The sequence below is a fragment of the Vibrio sp. D417a genome (assembly GCF_030248595.1).
Lineage (GTDB): Bacteria > Pseudomonadota > Gammaproteobacteria > Enterobacterales > Vibrionaceae > Vibrio > Vibrio alginolyticus.
Genome location: NZ_JAHGAM010000001.1, coordinates 284,508 through 303,177, shown reverse-complemented (window position 1 = coordinate 303,177; position 18,670 = coordinate 284,508). Strand labels below are relative to the sequence as shown.

General features: G+C 44.3%; 19 protein-coding genes and 1 riboswitch. Of the genes, 17 read left to right on the top strand and 2 right to left on the bottom strand.

All coding sequences use genetic code 11. The features are described from left to right. Window positions 1–22: 22 nt before the first annotated feature. The 14 genes from KI742_RS01435 to KI742_RS01370 all read left to right on the top strand — a co-directional run bounded on the left by KI742_RS01435 (window position 23) and on the right by KI742_RS01370 (window position 14,685). The gene (locus tag KI742_RS01435) at window positions 23–349 is read left to right on the top strand and encodes an MFS transporter (RefSeq protein WP_017635162.1); all 327 of its coding nucleotides are present in this window, start codon (window positions 23–25) and stop codon (window positions 347–349) included. Then, window positions 349–1,572, top strand: coding sequence for an HlyD family secretion protein (locus KI742_RS01430; protein WP_213961429.1), 1,224 nt, complete (start codon window positions 349–351; stop codon window positions 1,570–1,572). Before KI742_RS01435 ends, KI742_RS01430 begins: the two co-directional genes overlap by 1 nt. Window positions 1,573–1,673: 101 nt before the next feature. Beyond that, the gene (locus tag KI742_RS01425; protein ID WP_213961428.1) at window positions 1,674–2,996 is read left to right on the top strand and encodes an AarF/ABC1/UbiB kinase family protein; all 1,323 of its coding nucleotides are present in this window, start codon (window positions 1,674–1,676) and stop codon (window positions 2,994–2,996) included. A 112-nt stretch (window positions 2,997–3,108) separates the two neighbouring features. Beyond that, on the top strand, window positions 3,109–4,455 hold the full coding sequence (locus KI742_RS01420) for a magnesium transporter (RefSeq protein WP_132937197.1): 1,347 nt from the start codon (window positions 3,109–3,111) through the stop codon (window positions 4,453–4,455). 806 nt (window positions 4,456–5,261) lie between these two features. Then, the gene (gene codB / locus KI742_RS01415; RefSeq protein WP_262629829.1) at window positions 5,262–6,500 is read left to right on the top strand and encodes a cytosine permease; all 1,239 of its coding nucleotides are present in this window, start codon (window positions 5,262–5,264) and stop codon (window positions 6,498–6,500) included. Window positions 6,501–6,509: 9 nt separating this feature from the next. Further along, window positions 6,510–7,787, top strand: a complete 1,278-nt coding sequence (locus KI742_RS01410; protein WP_104980493.1) for a cytosine deaminase — start codon at window positions 6,510–6,512, stop codon at window positions 7,785–7,787. A 248-nt stretch (window positions 7,788–8,035) separates the two neighbouring features. Beyond that, window positions 8,036–8,674 carry an HD domain-containing protein gene (locus KI742_RS01405; protein WP_285384944.1) on the top strand — a complete coding sequence of 213 codons (639 nt, stop codon included), beginning with the start codon at window positions 8,036–8,038 and terminating at the stop codon, window positions 8,672–8,674. Then, complete coding sequence (locus KI742_RS01400) at window positions 8,675–9,433, top strand: helix-turn-helix transcriptional regulator (RefSeq protein WP_213893533.1); 759 nt, start codon at window positions 8,675–8,677, stop codon at window positions 9,431–9,433. 146 nt (window positions 9,434–9,579) lie between these two features. Next, window positions 9,580–11,433 (top strand): MFS transporter, encoded by a 1,854-nt coding sequence (locus KI742_RS01395; protein ID WP_285384945.1) that lies wholly within the window; start codon window positions 9,580–9,582, stop codon window positions 11,431–11,433. 117 nt (window positions 11,434–11,550) lie between these two features. Next, entirely contained in the window at window positions 11,551–12,168 is a 618-nt protein-coding gene (locus KI742_RS01390; protein ID WP_005373653.1) for a hypothetical protein, read from the top strand. Between the two features lie 104 nt (window positions 12,169–12,272). Beyond that, window positions 12,273–12,413: riboswitch (FMN riboswitch) on the top strand. 113 nt (window positions 12,414–12,526) lie between these two features. Next, on the top strand, window positions 12,527–13,183 hold the full coding sequence (gene ribB, locus KI742_RS01385) for a 3,4-dihydroxy-2-butanone-4-phosphate synthase (RefSeq protein WP_005373655.1): 657 nt from the start codon (window positions 12,527–12,529) through the stop codon (window positions 13,181–13,183). A gap of 104 nt (window positions 13,184–13,287) precedes the next feature. Continuing rightward, window positions 13,288–13,833, top strand: coding sequence for a glutathione peroxidase (locus KI742_RS01380; protein ID WP_033906358.1), 546 nt, complete (start codon window positions 13,288–13,290; stop codon window positions 13,831–13,833). A gap of 10 nt (window positions 13,834–13,843) precedes the next feature. Further along, entirely contained in the window at window positions 13,844–14,287 is a 444-nt protein-coding gene (locus KI742_RS01375) for a DUF3429 domain-containing protein (protein WP_017819861.1), read from the top strand. A gap of 152 nt (window positions 14,288–14,439) precedes the next feature. Further along, complete coding sequence (locus KI742_RS01370) at window positions 14,440–14,685, top strand: hypothetical protein (RefSeq protein WP_005373664.1); 246 nt, start codon at window positions 14,440–14,442, stop codon at window positions 14,683–14,685. 70 nt (window positions 14,686–14,755) lie between these two features. On the opposite strand, the gene KI742_RS01365 is transcribed toward KI742_RS01370, so the two are convergent. Continuing rightward, window positions 14,756–15,355: a thiol:disulfide interchange protein DsbA/DsbL gene (locus KI742_RS01365; protein WP_171344212.1), complete on the bottom strand. Its 600-nt coding sequence runs from the start codon at window positions 15,353–15,355 to the stop codon at window positions 14,756–14,758. An 83-nt stretch (window positions 15,356–15,438) separates the two neighbouring features. Continuing rightward, window positions 15,439–15,819 carry a hypothetical protein gene (locus KI742_RS01360; protein WP_005373669.1) on the bottom strand — a complete coding sequence of 127 codons (381 nt, stop codon included), beginning with the start codon at window positions 15,817–15,819 and terminating at the stop codon, window positions 15,439–15,441. A gap of 278 nt (window positions 15,820–16,097) precedes the next feature. Between KI742_RS01360 and KI742_RS01355 the strand changes: the two genes are divergently transcribed. From KI742_RS01355 to KI742_RS01345, 3 genes are all read left to right on the top strand, one after another. Further along, entirely contained in the window at window positions 16,098–16,394 is a 297-nt protein-coding gene (locus KI742_RS01355; RefSeq protein WP_017635151.1) for an isoamylase early set domain-containing protein, read from the top strand. 213 nt (window positions 16,395–16,607) lie between these two features. Continuing rightward, window positions 16,608–17,321, top strand: coding sequence for a response regulator (locus tag KI742_RS01350; protein WP_005373673.1), 714 nt, complete (start codon window positions 16,608–16,610; stop codon window positions 17,319–17,321). Then, on the top strand, window positions 17,321–18,619 hold the full coding sequence (locus KI742_RS01345; RefSeq protein ID WP_005373675.1) for an ATP-binding protein: 1,299 nt from the start codon (window positions 17,321–17,323) through the stop codon (window positions 18,617–18,619). The genes KI742_RS01350 and KI742_RS01345 overlap by 1 nt, the downstream gene beginning before the upstream one ends. Window positions 18,620–18,670 lie beyond the last annotated feature (51 nt).

Below are 18,670 nucleotides of genomic sequence, written 5' to 3'. Positions count from 1 at the left end.
CAGTTTGATAGAGGAGTGTTTAATGAGTTTACTGAGTGTCCCATTTGTCGGTACAGGCGCAGATACGGCGTTACATGTTGTCGCTGCTGTCGTTTTAATTGCGAGTGTCGCGGGCGCGTGTTACGGCTTTTGGAAAATCCATGAATTGCCTATCAATAAAGCACACAGCAAAGACCATCATCAGATAGGGCTCATCACTGCGCTGACCTGGATAGGGTTTGTCTGGCACTGGGTTTGGGTGCTAGCCGTGATCTTTGCATTTGTTGATATGGAAAAAGCCATCATCAATCTGCGTGATACATGGAAAAGTAAACCGCAAACAGAAACACAGCCAAAAGAGGAAGCATAATGTTAGAAGGTTTAGCGGTATGGGCTCTCTTCATCTATCTGCTGCGTTTGGTTGGCATGCCTTGGAACAAAGCAACCAAATCGTTCGCTTATCTTGGCGGTTTGAGTTGGCTGATGTTCGTCTGGGTAGGTTTGATTAACTTCACCCCGATGGATTTATCCGGCGGTTCTGTCGTGCAGTCACCACACATCCAATTGCGTCCAGATTCAACCAATGTAAAAGGTAAAGTTGACCACATTTACATTGAGCCGAATCAGAAAGTTAAAGAAGGTCAGCTAATTTATGAACTTGACCCAACGCAATACAAAATCGCATTAAATCAAGCGAACGTATCCGCTGATTCTGCTCGCGTTGCATTAGCTACAGCAAAAGGCGACATCGAGATTGAAGAAGCTAATCACGAAGCGCTAGTGCAAGATCTAGAAACATCAAAGAGCCAGTTGGAAGCGGCCAAAGTTGACTACAAATTGCAGAAAAAAATGCTAGATCGTTATGTTGAGCAAAACCGAGTGGTGCAAAACACCATCACGGAAAGCGACATCGACAAACAATCGAGTGCGGTTGATATGGCACGTCACAACGTGTTAACCCTTGAGTCTCAAATTAAGAAGAAACAAGTCGATATTTCCCGAGCAAAACTGGCGATTCATAAAGCCGAGTTAGCGGTTGAAACGAAACAAGCTGAATTGCGCCAAGCGGAAGAGCAAATTGCAAAAGCACAATGGGATTTGAACAGCACCAAAGTGCATGCACCAACAGATGGCTTTGTCACCAACTTTATCCTGCGTGAAGGTCAGCGTGTATCGATGATGCCGCGTATCAACATGTACACTAACGAGAAGTACGTGCTGATGCGAGTCAACCACCAGGCGATTCGTAACATCAAACCGGGTCAGCCAGCGGAATTCTCTTCGTCCGTTTATCCAGGTAAGATCTTCTCAGCGACCGTCGAAGGCATTGTTGAAGCAACAGGTGAGTCACAAGGTAATCTACTGGGTTTCGATGATTCTGTTCGCGTGACAACCGGCAAGAACTTACAAAACAAACATCACTTTGTTCGTCTTAAGATTGATGAGCCAGAAGGCTACGACATCCCTGTTGGCTCTGTTGGCCTGGCATGGGTCAGCGGTGAAAAACCGATAGGCTTCATGGCCTTCTTAGATGTGATTCGCGGGATCATCATCCGAATGAAGTCTCAACTGTACTTCTTCTACTCTATCTAAACTCGCAAACCGCCAGTTACGCTGGCGGTTTTCTTTTCATTTGTATCCAAACATATCCTTTTCCCGTATAACAATTAGTTAGTAAATAGCGGAGAAGATTCATGTCGGTAAAGGAAAGAAGCCTACCTACCCATCGCATCTCAAGATTCAGCAAGTTCGCTTCACTTGCTACCCGTGTCGCAGGCAATGTGATTGCAGAAGGCACGAAGCAGATAGCCAAAGGCAACAAACCAAAAGCGAAAGACCTCTTGCTGACGCCACAGAACATCGCGCGTTTAACCGACCAACTTGCTCACCTACGTGGCGCTGCAATGAAGCTTGGACAAATGCTATCAATGGATGCTGGTGATGTTTTAGAACCTGAACTCGCCGATATTCTTTCCCGTCTTCGTTCCAACGCAGACCCAATGCCTGCAAAACAACTCAACGCAGTAATGGAAAGTTCGCTAGGAACGAATTGGAAAGCTGAGTTTCTGTCATTTAACTTCAAACCAATCGCCAGTGCATCAATAGGACAAGTGCACCAAGCTTACAGCGATGCGGGCGATAACCTAGCCGTCAAAGTGCAATATCCGGGCATACGGAAAAGTATCGATAGCGACGTCGATAATGTCGGTACACTGCTCAAGGTCGTTGGGTTGATTCCCGAGTCTGTCGACTACAAAGGATTGCTCGAAGAAGCGAAAAAGCAGCTACATGACGAGGCCGATTACGCACGAGAGGCACAATTTGCCATTCGTTATCATGACGCTTTGAAGGAGCACCCTCATTTTGTGGTGCCCAAGATTCATACTGAAAGTTGCTCAGACTCCGTTCTCGCGATGGAATTCATTGATGGTTGCCCGATTGAGCAAATCGAACATTATGATCAGAGTACGCGAGATTTTGTCATGCACAGCCTACTCGAATTACTGTTTCGAGAGCTGTTCGAATTTAAGATGGTACAAACCGACCCAAATTTCGCCAACTACTTATATATCGAAAACACTCGTCAAATCGGCTTGCTAGATTTCGGGGCCACTCGCGAGTACAGCGAGCGGTTCAGCACTGGTTATCGCCAAGCTTTCGCATCTGTCGTTAACAATGACGAACAAGGCTTGAATGATGCGCTTGAACAAATAGGCTTCTTCAGCCAAACCATCCTTCTAGACCAACGCCAAGCGATTCTCGATCTAGTGAAAATGGCATGTGAACCTATGTTGGTCGATGAGCCCTATGATTTCAAAGCCAGCGACTTAGCACAAAAGCTTCGCGAGGCTGGCACCATTCTAAGCATGGAGCAAGAATACTGGCATACTCCACCAGCAGATGCCCTATTTTTACACAGAAAAATCGGCGGAATGTACTTGCTGGCAGCCCGTATTGGCGCAAAAGTGAACATTCGCCAATTGGTACAGCCATATCTCACCATCAACAGCGAATAGCCTATTGTTTTTCTGTTACTTTCAAGTACCTTGAGCAAGGTTAAGATGCATAGTTGCGCATCTCAATAACATGCCATACTTCCATAAAACGAATTAACTATCGGGGTACTCGGTGAGCAAGTTTCAAGATCTCTCCACTCTAATCCAGCAAATTGGCCAAGCCGAAGAAGCGGATCAAGTCGCAACGCTCAATGAATCTATTGAAGCGGGCCTCGAGCCCGGCGCGGTTGCCCTGATTCTAGAAGCCTTTCCAATCGACGATCGTGTTCGCTTATGGCGAGCTTTACCACTAGAGCTACATATCGACGTGTTAACGGAAATGCGTGCGGACGTACGTTTCTCTATCATCAATGCGTTATCTGAAGTCGAGCTAAAGCTCACTCTCGCTAAACTCGACAACTTGTCGCTCATCGAATGGGCCGATTCGTTGCCAGAGTCGATCATCAACGAAGCGCTCTCGTTGATAGAAAAAGATGAGTTGGAACTTTACGATCAAGCAAACGAGTATGCTGATGAAGAACTCGGCCACTGGGCTGAACGTAAGATCATCACCCTGCCCTTCAACATTACGATTGGGACAGCTAAGCAGTTAATGGAGCGCTATAGCTACGACACGCCTCAACAGGTATATCTGATTAATCGTAATAAACAGTATCGTGGAACGGTCAATTACTTCGATATCTTACGTGGTGAGCCCGATACTCGCTTAAAAACACTCGTTATTGAGGCTGTGACGGTTCTAGACAGTAAAATGATGCTTCCTGAAGCGGTAGAGGCATTAGAACACAGCACACTGCCCGCTCTCCCTGTAACTGATGCAGACCAAACACTGATCGGTGAAGTCGATTGGCAGTTTGCATTGAGTACACAGCGTGAAATCTACGAAGCACGTTTGATGGCCGGTACAGGTATGGATGAAGGCGATGACTTGTTTGCGCCAGTATTAAAAAGCTCGCAAAAGCGCGGTGTTTGGTTAGGCATCAATTTGCTTACTGCGATTTTGGCGTCTGTCACTATCGGACTATTTGAAGATGTAATTGCGCAGGTGGTGGCTTTGGCGGTGCTCATGCCAATTGTTGCATCCATGGGGGGCATTGCTGGCAGCCAAACGCTCACTCTAATGATTCGTGCGATGGCGCTTAATCAGATCACCCCAGGTAACCGTTTCAAGCTATTGAAAAATGAGTTGGGTATTGGCTCTCTGAACGGCATTGCTTGGGCGTTAATCATCGGCGGGCTCGCCGGATTGTGGTTTCAATCTCCGGTTCTAGGTGGGACCATCGCGCTGGCCATTATCGTCAATATTATTACCGCAGCTTTATTTGGTGTGCTGATTCCCATCATTCTGGATAAGTTTAAATTGGACCCCGCTTTGGCTGGCTCGGTGATTCTAACAACAGTGACAGATGTCGTTGGTTTTTTCGCCTTTTTAGGAACGGCGAGTTTAGTCATGCTTTAAAAGGTTCATTGTTTATTAATCAATCATTAGCATAATAGAGTCAAATTGCATAACGCAGTTGCAAATTGCAAACATACTCAAACTTTAAGCAACGCATGTCACAGAAACTACGTATTTTAGGGCATATTAAAGTTGGCACAGTAACTGCATTATATAAATCGACCCTTCTTAAGCCGAGGGTCACCTAGCCAACTGACGTTGTTAGTGAACTTGATTTTGTTCACATGTATATAAGCCAATCGCACTCTTTGCGGTTGGCTATTTTTTTATGTGGCTATTGCCCTCTTATCCTCTGACCGAGCTCGGTTGTACTTTTCTTACCCACAACAGATTGTTTACTGTTTATAAAATTCAAATATTCGCCCACTAAACCATTAGAAATACCAGCTTCAACAAAAATAAATCACCTACATAAAATAAAACCAAGAAAACACACCCAAGAAAAGAACAAATAACGTCCAAACCAAAAATCTCATCATGAAATCGTTTTCTTTTCATAGAAATCGACTGAACAATCCAGAGTTATAGATAAATTTAATCCATAAAAACAAATGGCAATTCAAAACACTAATTTCACATAGAAAACCTGTCTATAAATCATAGAAAATACGTAAAAATAAAATTTTTCAATTTTATAATTTAAAAATTAAACCATTGTTATTAAAGGAAAAAATACAAACCAAAAACCAAGCAAACGTTTAAATTTCAATTTTATCATTGACTATTAAATTTACATCACGATAATACGCGCCGTTTGCCTGAAAACCAGGTGCTATAATTAAATATTTCAATGTGCGGAGGTAATAATGGCTGGAGACAATAATTACAGTCTTGGACCAATTCCCAACACGGCCAGAAAAGGCGTGGCATCACTTACAATGGTGATGTTAGGACTCACTTTTTTCTCCGCAAGTATGTGGACTGGGGGTTCTCTCGGTACTGGGCTCTCCTTCAATGATTTTTTCCTCGCTGTTCTCATCGGTAACCTAATCCTCGGTATTTACACTTCTTTCCTCGGTTACATCGGCGCTTCTACTGGTCTCTCTACTCACCTTCTTGCTCGTTTCTCTTTTGGTTCTAAAGGCTCTTGGCTTCCTTCCGCTCTTCTTGGCGGTACTCAAGTTGGGTGGTTTGGAGTTGGTGTCGCGATGTTTGCGATTCCGGTGCATAAAGCAACGGGCATCGATACCAACACGTTGATCCTTGTATCCGGTTTGCTCATGACCGCGACCGTTTACTTTGGCATCTCCGCACTGATGGTGTTGTCAGCAATTGCCGTTCCTGCCATTGCGCTACTTGGCGGCTACTCTGTCATCGAGGCAGTAAATAGCGTTGGTGGTATTGGCGAACTACAACAAGTTCAACCAACCGAGCCACTCGATTTTTCAATAGCTCTCGCGATGGTTGTCGGCTCTTTTGTCAGTGCTGGTACGTTAACGGCGGATTTCGTACGCTTTGGTAAAAAGCCGCGCAGCGCCGTGATGATCACCATGGTGGCATTTTTCATCGGTAACTCGTTAATGTTTATCTTTGGCGCGGCAGGTGCGTCGGTGACGGGTCAATCAGACATCTCTGAAGTGATGATCGCGCAAGGTCTTCTTATTCCAGCTATCATCGTTCTTGGCTTGAACATCTGGACGACCAACGACAACGCGCTCTACGCATCGGGTCTTGGATTTTCCAACATCACAGGCTTACCAAGTAAATATATCTCAATGGCGAACGGTCTTGTTGGCACACTTTGCGCTCTCTGGCTCTACAATAACTTTGTTGGCTGGCTGACCTTCTTATCTTTGGCAATTCCACCGATTGGCGGTGTGATCATCGCTGACTTCTTCACGAACCGTAAACGCTACGCAAACTTTGAAGCCGCCCAATTCCAAAACGTTAACTGGGCTGGCATTATCGCTGTCGTGATTGGCGTTGGTGCGGGACACTTCCTGCCTGGCGTAGTGCCGATTAACGCTGTACTTGGCGGCGCAATTAGCTTCCTGATTCTTAATCCTATTCTCAACAAAAAAGCACTGGCTACACAGCCAGCGTAAGGAACCATCATGACAACACTACTGATCAAAAACGTAACGCTAAAAGGACAAGAAGGTCTGCAGCAAATTTTGATTGAAGATGGTCAATTCAAGCGCATTGAAAGCAACGATGTGGAGCTTAGTCATAACGGTGACATCATCGATGCTGAAGGCGGTATGGCGGTTGCGCCTTTCTGCGAGCCACACATTCACTTAGATACAACTCAAACCGCAGGTGAGCCAAGCTGGAACATCTCTGGCACATTGTTTGAGGGTATTGAACGTTGGGCTGAGCGCAAAGAAATGCTGTCGATTGAAGACGTGAAAGCGCGCGCAAAACAAACCTTAAAATGGCAGATAGCAAACGGCGTACAACACGTTCGTACCCACGTCGATGTTTCAGACCCTACCCTAATTGCCCTAAAAGCGATGGTAGAAGTGCGTGAAGAGATGAAAGAATGGGTAGATATCCAAATCGTCGCCTTCCCGCAGGAAGGAATTCTCTCTTACCCAAATGGCAAAGAGCTGCTAGAAGAAGCCGTCAAATTAGGTGCGGACGTGATTGGCGCGATTCCACACTTTGAATTCACACGCGAATATGGCATTGAATCGCTGCACTACGTATTCGAGTTAGCGAAAAAATACGACCGCCTGATCGACGTGCATTGTGATGAAATCGATGACGAACAATCTCGGTTCGTTGAAACACTGGCAGCATTAGCGCACAAGTTTGATATGGGGAATAAAGTCACGGCCAGTCACACCACAGCGATGGGTTCCTACAACGGTGCATACGCATCTCGCCTGTTCCGTTTATTACGCATGTCCGGTATCAACTTCGTGGCAAATCCATTGGTGAACATTCACTTACAAGGACGTTTTGATGATTACCCAAAACGTCGCGGCGTAACACGAGTGAAAGAGATGCTGAATGCCAACATCAACGTCTGCTTTGGACACGATGATGTATTTGACCCTTGGTACCCACTAGGCACTGCAAACATGCTGCAAGTACTGCATATGGGTCTGCACGTGTGTCAGGTGATGGGTTACGACCAAATCAACAACTCACTGGATCTGATCAGCACCAATTCAGCACGTACACTGAACATTCAAGATAAGCACGGCATTGAAGAAGGCAAACCAGGTAGTTTACTGATTCTTCCCGCAGAAAATGGTTTTGACGCAGTACGTCGCCAAGTGCCGGTTCGCTACTCTGTTCGTCACGGTAAAGTGATTGCAGAAACACAGCCTGCAACAACTCATATTCATCTTGAACAAGCAGAGCAAGTAACGTTCAAACGCTAAAAAGATCGGCGAAACGAAAAAGGCCTGACGACATCGTCAGGCCTTTTTTCTACTGGTAAACATCACTGCTCGCTCTGTCTATTCTTGTCTCATAAACCACTGAACACATTGAAAGGCCATATAAAACGGCTCAGTACCAAACGTTGCACAAGGTTCTGGTGGCTGAATCTCAATTACACCATCGCACTTGGAAATTATTCTAAGCGTTGGGCATACTTCTGACTTCATTTTAGTTGTAGATATGAACCATGACGTCATTAAACCAGATAGAACCGCAATTTTTGGAATTTATGCAGCAAGAGATGCAAGTAGATGCAGCTCATGATCTTAAACACGTAAAGCGCGTAGTCAAAACAGCAAAGCAGCTCTGCGAAGAAGAAAATGCAGACATCGCGATTGTATTACCGGCTGCCTATTTGCATGATTGCTTTACTTACCCGAAAGATCACCCAAATCGCAAAGAGAGCTCAATCATCGCAGCCAAAAAAGCGGTCGCATTTTTAGAGAGTATCGATTATCCGCAGCAATATCATGATGCCATTGCTCATGCGATAGAGGCACACAGCTTTAGCGCAAACATCAGGCCAAATACGTTGGAAGCTAAAATCGTCCAAGATGCCGACCGTCTGGACGCTTTAGGCGCAATTGGCGTGACGCGATGCATTCAAGTCAGCACTCAATTTAACGCGCAACTTTACAACGACAGCGATATATTTGCCGAAGAACGTGAACTTAACGATAAACAATTCACTCTGGATCACTTTCAAACCAAGTTATTCAAAATCGCTGAAACCATGAACACAGAGTCAGCAAGACGCGAAGCGCAAAAACGCAAAACCTTTATGCAAACGTACCTAGAACAGTTACACGACGAGGTAACAGCGTAAATGTCAGAAAGCTATACGTTAATTAAAGAGCTTAAACGCCAACTAAAGTTAGCTGGGCTGCATTATGCCGATGTTGCACAACACCTTGATTTAAGTGAAGGAAGCGTCAAACGTTTACTCGCTGAAGGTCAACACATTAGTCTTGAACGCTTAGAACGCATTTGCCAATTGATTGGTTTAGAAATGGCGGAACTGTTTAAGCTTGCGGCTGCGCACAATAAAGGTCTAGAGTCGCTAACGTTAGAGCAAGAAAAGCAGTTGGTTAACGATAAAGCCCTGCTACTCGTGGCAATCTGTGTTGTAAATGGCTATCAGTTTGAACAAATCGTCCAGCAATACACCTTCAATGAGTTGGAACTGGTGCAAAAGCTTGCTCATTTGGATCGTCTGAACATCATCGACTTGCAGCCAAATAACAAAATTCGTTTGCGTATATCTCCGACATTTAAGTGGCAGATGGGCGGCCCTATTCAACGGTTCTTCCAACAGCAAGTTCAAGACGCCTTTTTCCAAAGCTACTTTTCTGGTGAAGATGAAAAGTTCTCCATGGCAACAGGATTGATGAGTGTACCAACCAACAAGAAGCTACAACAGAAACTGCAAAAGGTCATCGATGAGTTTTATCAGGCTTGCCAAAGTGATAGCTCTCTCGATATGGACGAAAAACACGGCACCTCTCTGATTATTGCGATGCGTCGCTGGACGTTCCCTTTATTTGAACCATGGGAAAGAAAACTCACCAATAAGTCTCGCAATTAGTAACCCAATAAACAAATGGAAATAAAAGTAACGAATTTCGTTACTTTTGGTGGCATACAACGTCACTTGAAAGAGAAAGCTGGTTTAATCGTTCATTGAGCATAAAGTGCTCCCATCTCATTCGACTTTGTTTAATCGGGGCCCGTATGTTTTTCTCAAAACGCTTTTTTCCTTACTTTGTGACGCAATGCCTTGGCGCACTCAATGACAACATCTACAAAAACGTTCTGTTATTGATGGTGACATACAGCCAAATTGATAACCTACCAATATCCGTCAATCTATTCATTAATTTGGCGGCAGGCTTATTCATCCTACCTTTCTTTCTATTCTCAGCGCATGCTGGTGCCGTCGCTGACAGCATGGACAAAGCCAAATTAATCCGACGTCTAAAGCTCATCGAGCTGGCTATCATGTCTTGCGCAGCAACCGCTATTGCCACCCAAAGTGCCATGCTGATGCTGGTTCTGCTGTTTATGACAGGCACTCAATCGGCCTATTTTGGCCCCGTGAAATACGCCTTACTACCACAAGCGCTCAAACCAAATGAGCTTGTTAAAGGAAATGCTTGGGTTGAAATGGGCACGTTCCTTTCGATTCTTATAGGTACGCTTAGTGCAGGCCTGCTGCTATCCATTCCTAATGGTACCTTGATTGCTTCTTGTGTCGTGATTACCTTGTCTTTGCTTGGGTTCATGAGCAGTGTGAATATTCCAGCGATGCCTAGCCAATCAAATGACAAAGCGAAATTTGAACCGATTTCTGGTTTAAAGAACACGTTAAAAGTGGCAAAAAAGCAGAGAGGCATCTGGATGTCTATTCTTGCCATCAGTTGGTTCTGGTTCATGGGTGCGACTTACCTAACTCAATTCCCTAACTTCGCACGCGTACATTTGTTCGCAGATAGCACTGTCGTTTCTTTACTGTTGGCATTGTTTTCCATTGGTATCGCGACAGGCTCTTGGTTGTGTGAAAAACTTTCTTTCAACCACGTTGAGCTTGGTATTTTGCCATTCGGTATCCTTGGTCTGACAGTCTTTGGCGTCGACTTGCTATGGGCAGTCCCAAGTTATCCATCACTTCCGGTGCACTTTTATGATGTGCAAAGCTTCGTTGCTGAATCAAAACATCTGCGCGTCATGATTGACCTGTTCCTTGTTGGTGTAAGCGGCGGTGTCTTTATTGTTCCTCTTTATGCGTTCATCCAATCGCGTTCAAACAAAGGGGAGTGTGCACGTGCCATTGCTGCTAACAACATCATGAATGCGTTGTTTATGGTGGTGTCTGCTTTGGTTTCGATCGTTGTACTCAGCGTACTAGAGCTTTCTATTGTGGAACTGTTTGCCATGATGGCAATAGGTAACTTCTTCGTGGCGATCTATGTCTATCGCCAAGTACCGGAATTTACACAACGCTTTATCAGTTATTTACTCAGCCATTGTATGTATCGTGTGTCCGTAAAGGGGCGCCAACATATTCCTGAACAAGGCGCTGCGTTAATCGTGGCTAACCATGTTAGCTATGTCGATGCATTGATTTTGATGGGAACCTCTACTCGCCCGGTTCGTTTTGTGATGGACAAGTCCATCAGCGAGCTACCTGTTCTTAAATATGTATTCCGTCATGCCGGTGTTATCCCGATCTGTTCTCCACGTAAGTGTGCCGACACTTACCGACGAGCATTTGAACAGATTGAACAAGCACTTAACGACGGTGAGGTTGTCTGTATCTTCCCTGAGGGTCGTTTAACGTCTAACGGTCAATTGGGTGAGTTTCGCCCTGGTGTAGAGAAAATCCTTGAACGTAACCCTGTTCCTGTCATCCCTATGGCGTTAAAAGGGCTTTGGGGTTCTTTTTTCAGCCACAAAGGCGGACATGCTCTCACAAAACGACCGACTCGTTTTTGGTCAAAAGTGGATGTTGTTATCGGTGAAGTGTTAAGTCCTGCGTCTTTAAATCGTCATCAATTGCAACAACAAGTACAGGATTTACTGGGCTGAGTCGCTTGCTATACCGATCAAACTTTGCAGCAAAACGTAAATATGCACCACAAAGGGCAAGTAGTTCTTTGTTAATTAGAGTAGGATATCTACAACGTCATAAATCTAGGAGGTATTATGAAAATCATCATCTTACATGGTCTTTATATGCATGGGCTGGTCATGCAGCCTCTTAGCCAAAAGCTGAGAAAACTCGGATACGAAACGCAAGTACTCAGCTATAACACTGTTGCTATCGATGAGTCTTCACTGTTTGATTCTATTGATCATTCGCTTAATCCACTGACCACAAACGTGCTCGTGGGACACAGCTTGGGAGGCTTGATGATTAAGCGCTATCTCGCCAACAGAAAACCGAGCACTAACTTAATCTCTCATGTTGTCGCTATCGGTTCGCCTCTTAAAGGCGCGTCCATTGTAGGCCGAATTCAAGATCTCGGATTGGGTGCAATTTTAGGCAATTCGCCACACCACGGATTAAACAAACATGATGACGCCTGGGATTTCCCTCAAAAACTCGGCAGTATCGCAGGAACGATGCCGATTGGCGCTCGCCCATTGTTGATCCGTAATGACAACACCATGTCGGACGGTACCGTTACCGTAGAAGAGACAAGACTGGACGGTATGCAAGATCATATCGAAGTGAAGCAAACGCATACGAGCCTGATTTACAACACCTTCGTGCCGCAGCAGATTGATCACTTTATTCGCACAGATTATTTCCGTCGATAGCACACTTTTCCATCATACAGATGGAATCGACTTTCCAAGCGATTCAGTTCGCAGTACTATCCTAGCTCCACTTCTTCACAACTTGGATGAAGTGGTACATTTTTAATTGTTCTCAGGGCGGGGCGAAATTCCCCACCGGCGGTATACTTTTTCAAGTGAGCCCGCGAGCGCTCGATTCGTCGAGGTCAGCAGATCTGGTGAGATGCCAGAGCCGACGGTTATAGTCCGGATGAAAGAGAATAAGAATACACCAGCATAGCGAGTCAGATCGCTAAGAATGCTGGTGCACTTCTTTTTGATCGTATTTTACGGCGATCTCTCATACCGCCCTGATTCTGGTGAAATTTAGGAGTTAACCATGAATCAGTCATCACTACTTGCCGAATTCGGCGACCCAATTACTCGCGTTGAAAACGCACTTATCGCTTTAAAAGAAGGCCGTGGCGTACTGCTTCTTGATGATGAAGATCGCGAAAACGAAGGCGATATCATTTATTCAGTCGAGCACCTCACTAACGAGCAAATGGCATTGATGATCCGCGAATGTAGCGGCATCGTTTGTTTGTGCTTAACAGATGCTCAAGCAGACAAACTGGAACTGCCTCCTATGGTGGTAAACAACAACAGCGCAAACCAAACCGCATTTACGGTTTCTATTGAAGCGAAAGTTGGTGTAACAACGGGTGTTTCAGCAGCAGACCGCGTAACGACCATTAAAACGGCGGCAAACCCGCACGCAAAACCGGAAGATCTTGCTCGCCCGGGTCACGTATTCCCTCTGCGCGCACGTCCAGGTGGTGTAATGACTCGCCGTGGTCACACAGAAGGTACGATTGATCTGATGCAAATGGCAGGGCTTCAGCCCGCTGGCGTACTGTGTGAAGTGACCAATCCAGATGGCACGATGGCAAAGGCACCGGAGATCGTAGCATTCGGTCGCCTGCACAACATGCCAGTACTGACGATTGAAGACATGGTAATGTACCTGAACCAGTTCGAGTTGAAACTGGCATAGTCAGATCTCAGCTCTTGAAAAAGCCGCGCATTTGTGCGGCTTTTTTGATCGATCCTCTTTGCACTTGAGTAGTTATACTTATTGAAAACAAGGGGAACAACACCATGAAAGGATTACTGAAACTCGCCGCTCTCGTTAGCTTTCTCTCCATGAATTCGCTTGCTCTTGCATCTGAGTGCCCTGATATTCTTCAAGGTAAGCAACGGTTGTTAAACTCAACGGAAGAAGTCGATCTATGCGAAAGCTTTAAGGGAAAGACACTACTAGTCGTCAATACAGCAAGCCAGTGCGGCTTCACTCCTCAGTTCGAACAGTTAGAAACCCTCTATCAAACTTACAAAGACCAAAACTTCACCGTTATCGGTTTCCCGAGTAATGACTTTCGACAAGATAGAGGAAGCGAAACAAACACAGCGAAAGTCTGTTATCTCGATTACGGGGTAACCTTTCCAATGATGGCTCGCTCTTCAGTATTAGGTGTAGATGCGAACCCAGTCTTCAACCAGATTACTAACCAAGCAGGCATAAAACCAAAATGGAACTTCTACAAGTTTCTAATTAGCTCTGAAGGTAAAGTTATTGCTACTTTTCCAAGCTCCACATCACCGACAAGTACTACGCTTACCAATATGATAGAGCAACAATTATAAGGTGACGACCATGACAACACGCTCAACCATGCTACAACTCGGTTACTTAGGCCTGGTTCCATTTGTGTTTAGTTTAGGGCTGATTTTCACTGACATCTCACTCTTCAATTTAAGTGGTCAGCAATTTTTCATCGCATATAGCGCCGTTATATTAAGTTTTTTATCCGGCATCCTTTGGGGTAATGGCATTGAGCATTACTACCATCGCCTTAGCCGAAATGTATTAATTCTCAGCAACCTTTTTGTCTTACTGGCTTGGGGCGCATTACTGCAGGGCCACAAACATTACGCAGTCGCAACCCTACTCTTAGCAATTGGGTACCTTGCTGTTTGGTATGCAGAAAAGCTCGTGAGGAAAGTCGAACAAGACGCCGAGCCCAAGGGATATCAAGGAATGAGGAGCAAACTGACCTTCGGCGTAATCGTAATGCACGGATTGGCTTTAGTTTCATAACCTGGTATGTCCAGTACTAAGATCACAAAAAAACGTCTTTTTATAAAACAATGTTCATTTCGTGAATGCACACATATTTTGAACACTGTTTTGTTTCATTTATGAATCAACCCACATATAAGTAATTCAAAGCATTCACAAAGGATATGAATATGTTTTTTCGCAAACTTTTGTTTAGCACTGCGATGATCAATGCAACGACAGGTTGCGTGTCTTACCAGGCACAACAAGCCGCCGCTCAAACAGTAAATAATACAGGCGCTGTGCTTACCAATGTGATTAAAACCACGATTGCTCAGCCATGTAATGTTGCAATCACTGCTGCTAGCTTGTTTTATCCGCATGCCATATTTATGACTAGTGTTCCGACTCAAGCATGTACAAGCGTTCTTAGATAATACGAAAGTGATAAGCATAAAAAATGGCGACTCTACCGTCGCCATTTTTAAGCTTCAATGCTATTTATAGTTACAGCGTCAATAAGTAATTAACTAATTGATTGTACTCGTCGTAAGTACGAATTTCGTTGGCCAAAACAATGTATTTATTGTTCACAACCACACCCGGAACCCCTCTTAACGTGCTAGCAGAGAATTGCTTATCAAAACCTTTCTGCATTGAGTTTACGGCGAAACTATTGTACGCCGCATCAAACTTCTTACCTTCGACGCCATTATCAACGAACAGCTGTTTCAGCTCAGCTTCGTCTTTTGGCGCTTGTCGCTTTTGATGAATTTGGGCAAACATGGCAGGAATCATTGTATCTTCAACTCCTAGCGACACCATCGTCGCGTAGGACTTGGCCATCGGAATCGCCATATCTCCGCCCATGAACCCCACATGTACCTTTTCAAACTTTGCCTCTTTTGGCAGAGCAGGTTTTAAACGCTCAATAAGCGACTCAAACTTGTAGCAATGTGGGCAATAAAAAGAAAAGAATTCCGTCACAACAGATTTCGATGCTTTCTTAACATCCAGAACTTTGTAGTGCTTCCCTTCTTCAAATTGCGCTGCATGAGCGGTAAAAGTCAGTAAAAGTGCACTACATAAGGCAAGTAGTTTTTTCATTGTTTATTTCCTTGTGGCATTCAAATGCCAAATCATTTCATTTGGTAAAAAGGGGTAAACCCCAAGTAATTTGAGATGAGGAATTAAACAATCGGAGGACGATAAAGCTTGGTGATCACTGTCACTACTTTTTCGACTAGAGGCCTATCAATCAAGGCAAGGCTATAAGGAAGAAGCAGTAAGTCGTTTTGAGATAAGTTGGCGGGAATTTTGACCATGCAGGAAGAGCTACAACTCGTGTGAGATTGTTGTGCCTTATTGATGGCTGACTCATCGTGATGTGATTCTACGCAGTCGTCATTGACGCCAAGTTGTTTGTGTAGAGCAGCCTGTTGAACAATAAGATCGCGTACTTCAATTGTTTTCATCGGAGCGGAAGCCTGCGCCACAGGAGCGACACTACTCAAAAGCATAGCAACTAAGCAAACTATCGCAGTCAACAATGTACGGTTAAACTTCAACATAGCTACATCAAGGAAAATGGTGATTTAAGATAATACATGATAACGGTTTGACTTCAAGATACGGACTCTCGGCTCGCTAACAAACTCTGTTCTTTGACTATTTTAGGCTAGTGAATTTTCTCTCTAACGCTCCCTCAGTACACGAAACCAGCACAACGAGCTATTCACCGTTCGGATACTCCCCTCATCAGATACCAGCAACAATTCTATAAAACTTGAAATCATTATGAAACACGAGTAATAGTTAGAACAGTTTTTGTACGAACAAGGAAAGATCAATGCTTAAAAAAAGATTCTTTAAGACAAAAGATGAAGTCGAAGTCACGTTCGAGCTAGATAAAGATCAGTGGGACTCTGTCCAAATTGCTGGAGACTTCAACAACTGGCAGCCAGAACCGATGAAATTAGTGAAGAAAAGTCGTCAGTTTAAATTTAAAACCCGCTTACCTAAAGCGCAGAATGTTCAGTTCCGTTACTTGCTCGATGATGCGAAGTGGGAAAATGACCCACAAGCTGATGCTTACGTTCCAAATGTTTTTGGCAGCGACAACAGCGTCGTGTGTACCACCGAATAAGCGGTAATTTCGCTTTAAGATTCCATACCTAGGCGCAAACGTTGCGCCTTTTTACATCTCCCGAAATGTGATTGGTGATTAGATTTAAATCATTAATTGGCAATTTTATCCAATTAACTCATCCGATAACCTTATTCTGAGAAAGCTTTATTTGAAATAATTCGTAAATTTGTTTAAGTTCCATTGATATTAAATATTGTATACATCACTTAAATGAACGCACAACAAATCAAACCATCTCTAATCATTGTGGAAGACGATCCCAAATTACAAACTATGTTGGGTGAGTATTTTGTTGAACAAGGTTTTCAGGTCAAATGTATCGACAATGGGACGGACGCACCCAATGCGATTATTGACACACAACCAGACGTGGTGCTGTTAGATTTGATGCTACCCGGGCAAGATGGTCTGAGTGTATGTCGTCAAATCCGAGAATGCTACAAAGGCAAAGTGTTGATGCTAACAGCAAGTGATGATGACTTCGATCATGTCGCCGCATTAGAAATAGGCGCAGATGACTTTGTTACTAAACCCATCAAACCTCGCGTATTGCTGGCTCGTATTCGCATGCTATTAAGAAGAAAAGAGGCGGCGCCTACCGAGTCCGAAAACGGCCTACAAATTGGTGTTCTGTGTTTAAACCGGTTGCGTAAATCGTGCGTAATGAACCAAGAAGAAATTGCGCTGACAGACGGCGAGTTCGATTTGTTGTGGGTTCTTGCAACGCATGCTGAAAAAACACTATCACGCGAGTGGCTGACCAAAACACTGCGTGGTATTGAATACGATGGAACAGACCGCACCATTGATAATCGCATAGTGACACTGAGAAAGAAGCTAGGCGATGCTTCTTGCTCACCACAAAAAATCATTACCGTTCGCGGCAAAGGCTACCTATTTATGCCTGATGCATGGAATGAATAATGAGACGTATTTATCTGGAAAGCTTTGTTGGCCTTATCATTCTGTTTATGGCTAGCTTGTGGGGATACGAGTTCTTAGTTTATGAGATCAACACAGATTATGACTACCTATTACAAGAGCATGAGGGTCAAGCTTTTCACGATCTGATCTATCCTATCTATAAAGAACACGGATTAGAATATACTCAACAACAGTTGGAACAATTTGCCACATCAAGCCATCGTTTGTTGGTGCCTCATACGCTTGAAGAGCTTCCAACAGACATCAAAAAGGCGTTTGAAAGTGATACCTCCGTTAACGTCGCTTACGATGAAGAAAGGGATATCTGGTTCCGCCTAGATGCGAGTACGCCTATCTTTAAAATGAGCGATAATCCGAATAGTCCTGTGGTTAAAGCAGCCAACTTTGATGACAATATCGTTTGGTTGTTCTTTTTAGCTGGATTTGCTCTGTATTGCATATTGTTGATCTGGTTCTTAAGCCGTCGGATTCGAGAGCTAGAGAGAGTGACCGTTGAGTTTGCCTCAGGTAATTTCAAGGCTCGAGCTAGTACCTCAAGCGCTAAGTCTGTTGGGACGTTAAACAAAAGCTTTAACACGATGGCCGATAAAGTATCTCGCTTGATCACTAGCAATAAAATGCTAACTAACGCCGTTGCACATGAATTGCGTACCCCAATCTTCCGCTTACAATGGCAAGCAGATTTGTTATCGGATTCAACCTTAACTGAACAACAGAAAAAGTATGTTTACAGTATCGTCGAAGACATTGACGAGATGGAAGAAATGGTTGAAGAATTGCTTTACTACGCAAAGATGGAGCGTCCTGACACAGCATTACAAACTCAAGAAGAAGTCGTCCTATTCAACTTAGTCAAAGAGTTACGACAGAGATGGCAAAAAGAGACTACGCTCGCTATCTCGCTTCAAGAAGTAAACTCAGAAAACGTTCTCGCGTTTGCTGACCCAAAATTGTTAAAGCGAGCCTTAGATAACTTGCTGCGCAATGCAATGCGGTACGCAGATAAGCAGATTTTAGTAGAGATAAAACACGATCAGCACCGCTGCTTCATCAATGTTCATGATGATGGCATAGGTATTGAAGAAAAGCATTGGCCTCATCTATTCGAACCATTTTACAGCGCGGATGAATCTCGCAACAAAAAGACGAGCGGGTTTGGGCTCGGTTTGGCGATTGTCAGACAGATAATGGAGCTTCAACGTGGAGAAGTTTCGATTTGCCATAGCCCACTTGGAGGAGCTTGCTTCACACTTAGCCTCAAAAAATCAGACAGTTAACTTAACCTTCCTACCCCGTTTACAGAAGACGACACTTCAATACACTCAAGC

Coding starts and splice junctions, on each gene's coding strand:
- KI742_RS01365 (WP_171344212.1), bottom strand. CDS start 15,355: ATGAAAAAACTACTTGCCTTATGTAGTGCACTTTTACTGACTTTTACC.
- ribB (WP_005373655.1), top strand. CDS start 12,527: ATGAATCAGTCATCACTACTTGCCGAATTCGGCGACCCAATTACTCGC.
- KI742_RS01400 (WP_213893533.1), top strand. CDS start 8,675: ATGTCAGAAAGCTATACGTTAATTAAAGAGCTTAAACGCCAACTAAAG.
- KI742_RS01395 (WP_285384945.1), top strand. CDS start 9,580: ATGTTTTTCTCAAAACGCTTTTTTCCTTACTTTGTGACGCAATGCCTT.
- KI742_RS01405 (WP_285384944.1), top strand. CDS start 8,036: ATGACGTCATTAAACCAGATAGAACCGCAATTTTTGGAATTTATGCAG.
- KI742_RS01380 (WP_033906358.1), top strand. CDS start 13,288: ATGAAAGGATTACTGAAACTCGCCGCTCTCGTTAGCTTTCTCTCCATG.
- KI742_RS01410 (WP_104980493.1), top strand. CDS start 6,510: ATGACAACACTACTGATCAAAAACGTAACGCTAAAAGGACAAGAAGGT.
- KI742_RS01350 (WP_005373673.1), top strand. CDS start 16,608: ATGAACGCACAACAAATCAAACCATCTCTAATCATTGTGGAAGACGAT.
- KI742_RS01390 (WP_005373653.1), top strand. CDS start 11,551: ATGAAAATCATCATCTTACATGGTCTTTATATGCATGGGCTGGTCATG.
- KI742_RS01435 (WP_017635162.1), top strand. CDS start 23: ATGAGTTTACTGAGTGTCCCATTTGTCGGTACAGGCGCAGATACGGCG.
- KI742_RS01345 (WP_005373675.1), top strand. CDS start 17,321: ATGAGACGTATTTATCTGGAAAGCTTTGTTGGCCTTATCATTCTGTTT.
- KI742_RS01375 (WP_017819861.1), top strand. CDS start 13,844: ATGACAACACGCTCAACCATGCTACAACTCGGTTACTTAGGCCTGGTT.
- KI742_RS01370 (WP_005373664.1), top strand. CDS start 14,440: ATGTTTTTTCGCAAACTTTTGTTTAGCACTGCGATGATCAATGCAACG.
- KI742_RS01360 (WP_005373669.1), bottom strand. CDS start 15,819: ATGTTGAAGTTTAACCGTACATTGTTGACTGCGATAGTTTGCTTAGTT.
- codB (WP_262629829.1), top strand. CDS start 5,262: ATGGCTGGAGACAATAATTACAGTCTTGGACCAATTCCCAACACGGCC.
- KI742_RS01425 (WP_213961428.1), top strand. CDS start 1,674: ATGTCGGTAAAGGAAAGAAGCCTACCTACCCATCGCATCTCAAGATTC.
- KI742_RS01355 (WP_017635151.1), top strand. CDS start 16,098: ATGCTTAAAAAAAGATTCTTTAAGACAAAAGATGAAGTCGAAGTCACG.
- KI742_RS01430 (WP_213961429.1), top strand. CDS start 349: ATGTTAGAAGGTTTAGCGGTATGGGCTCTCTTCATCTATCTGCTGCGT.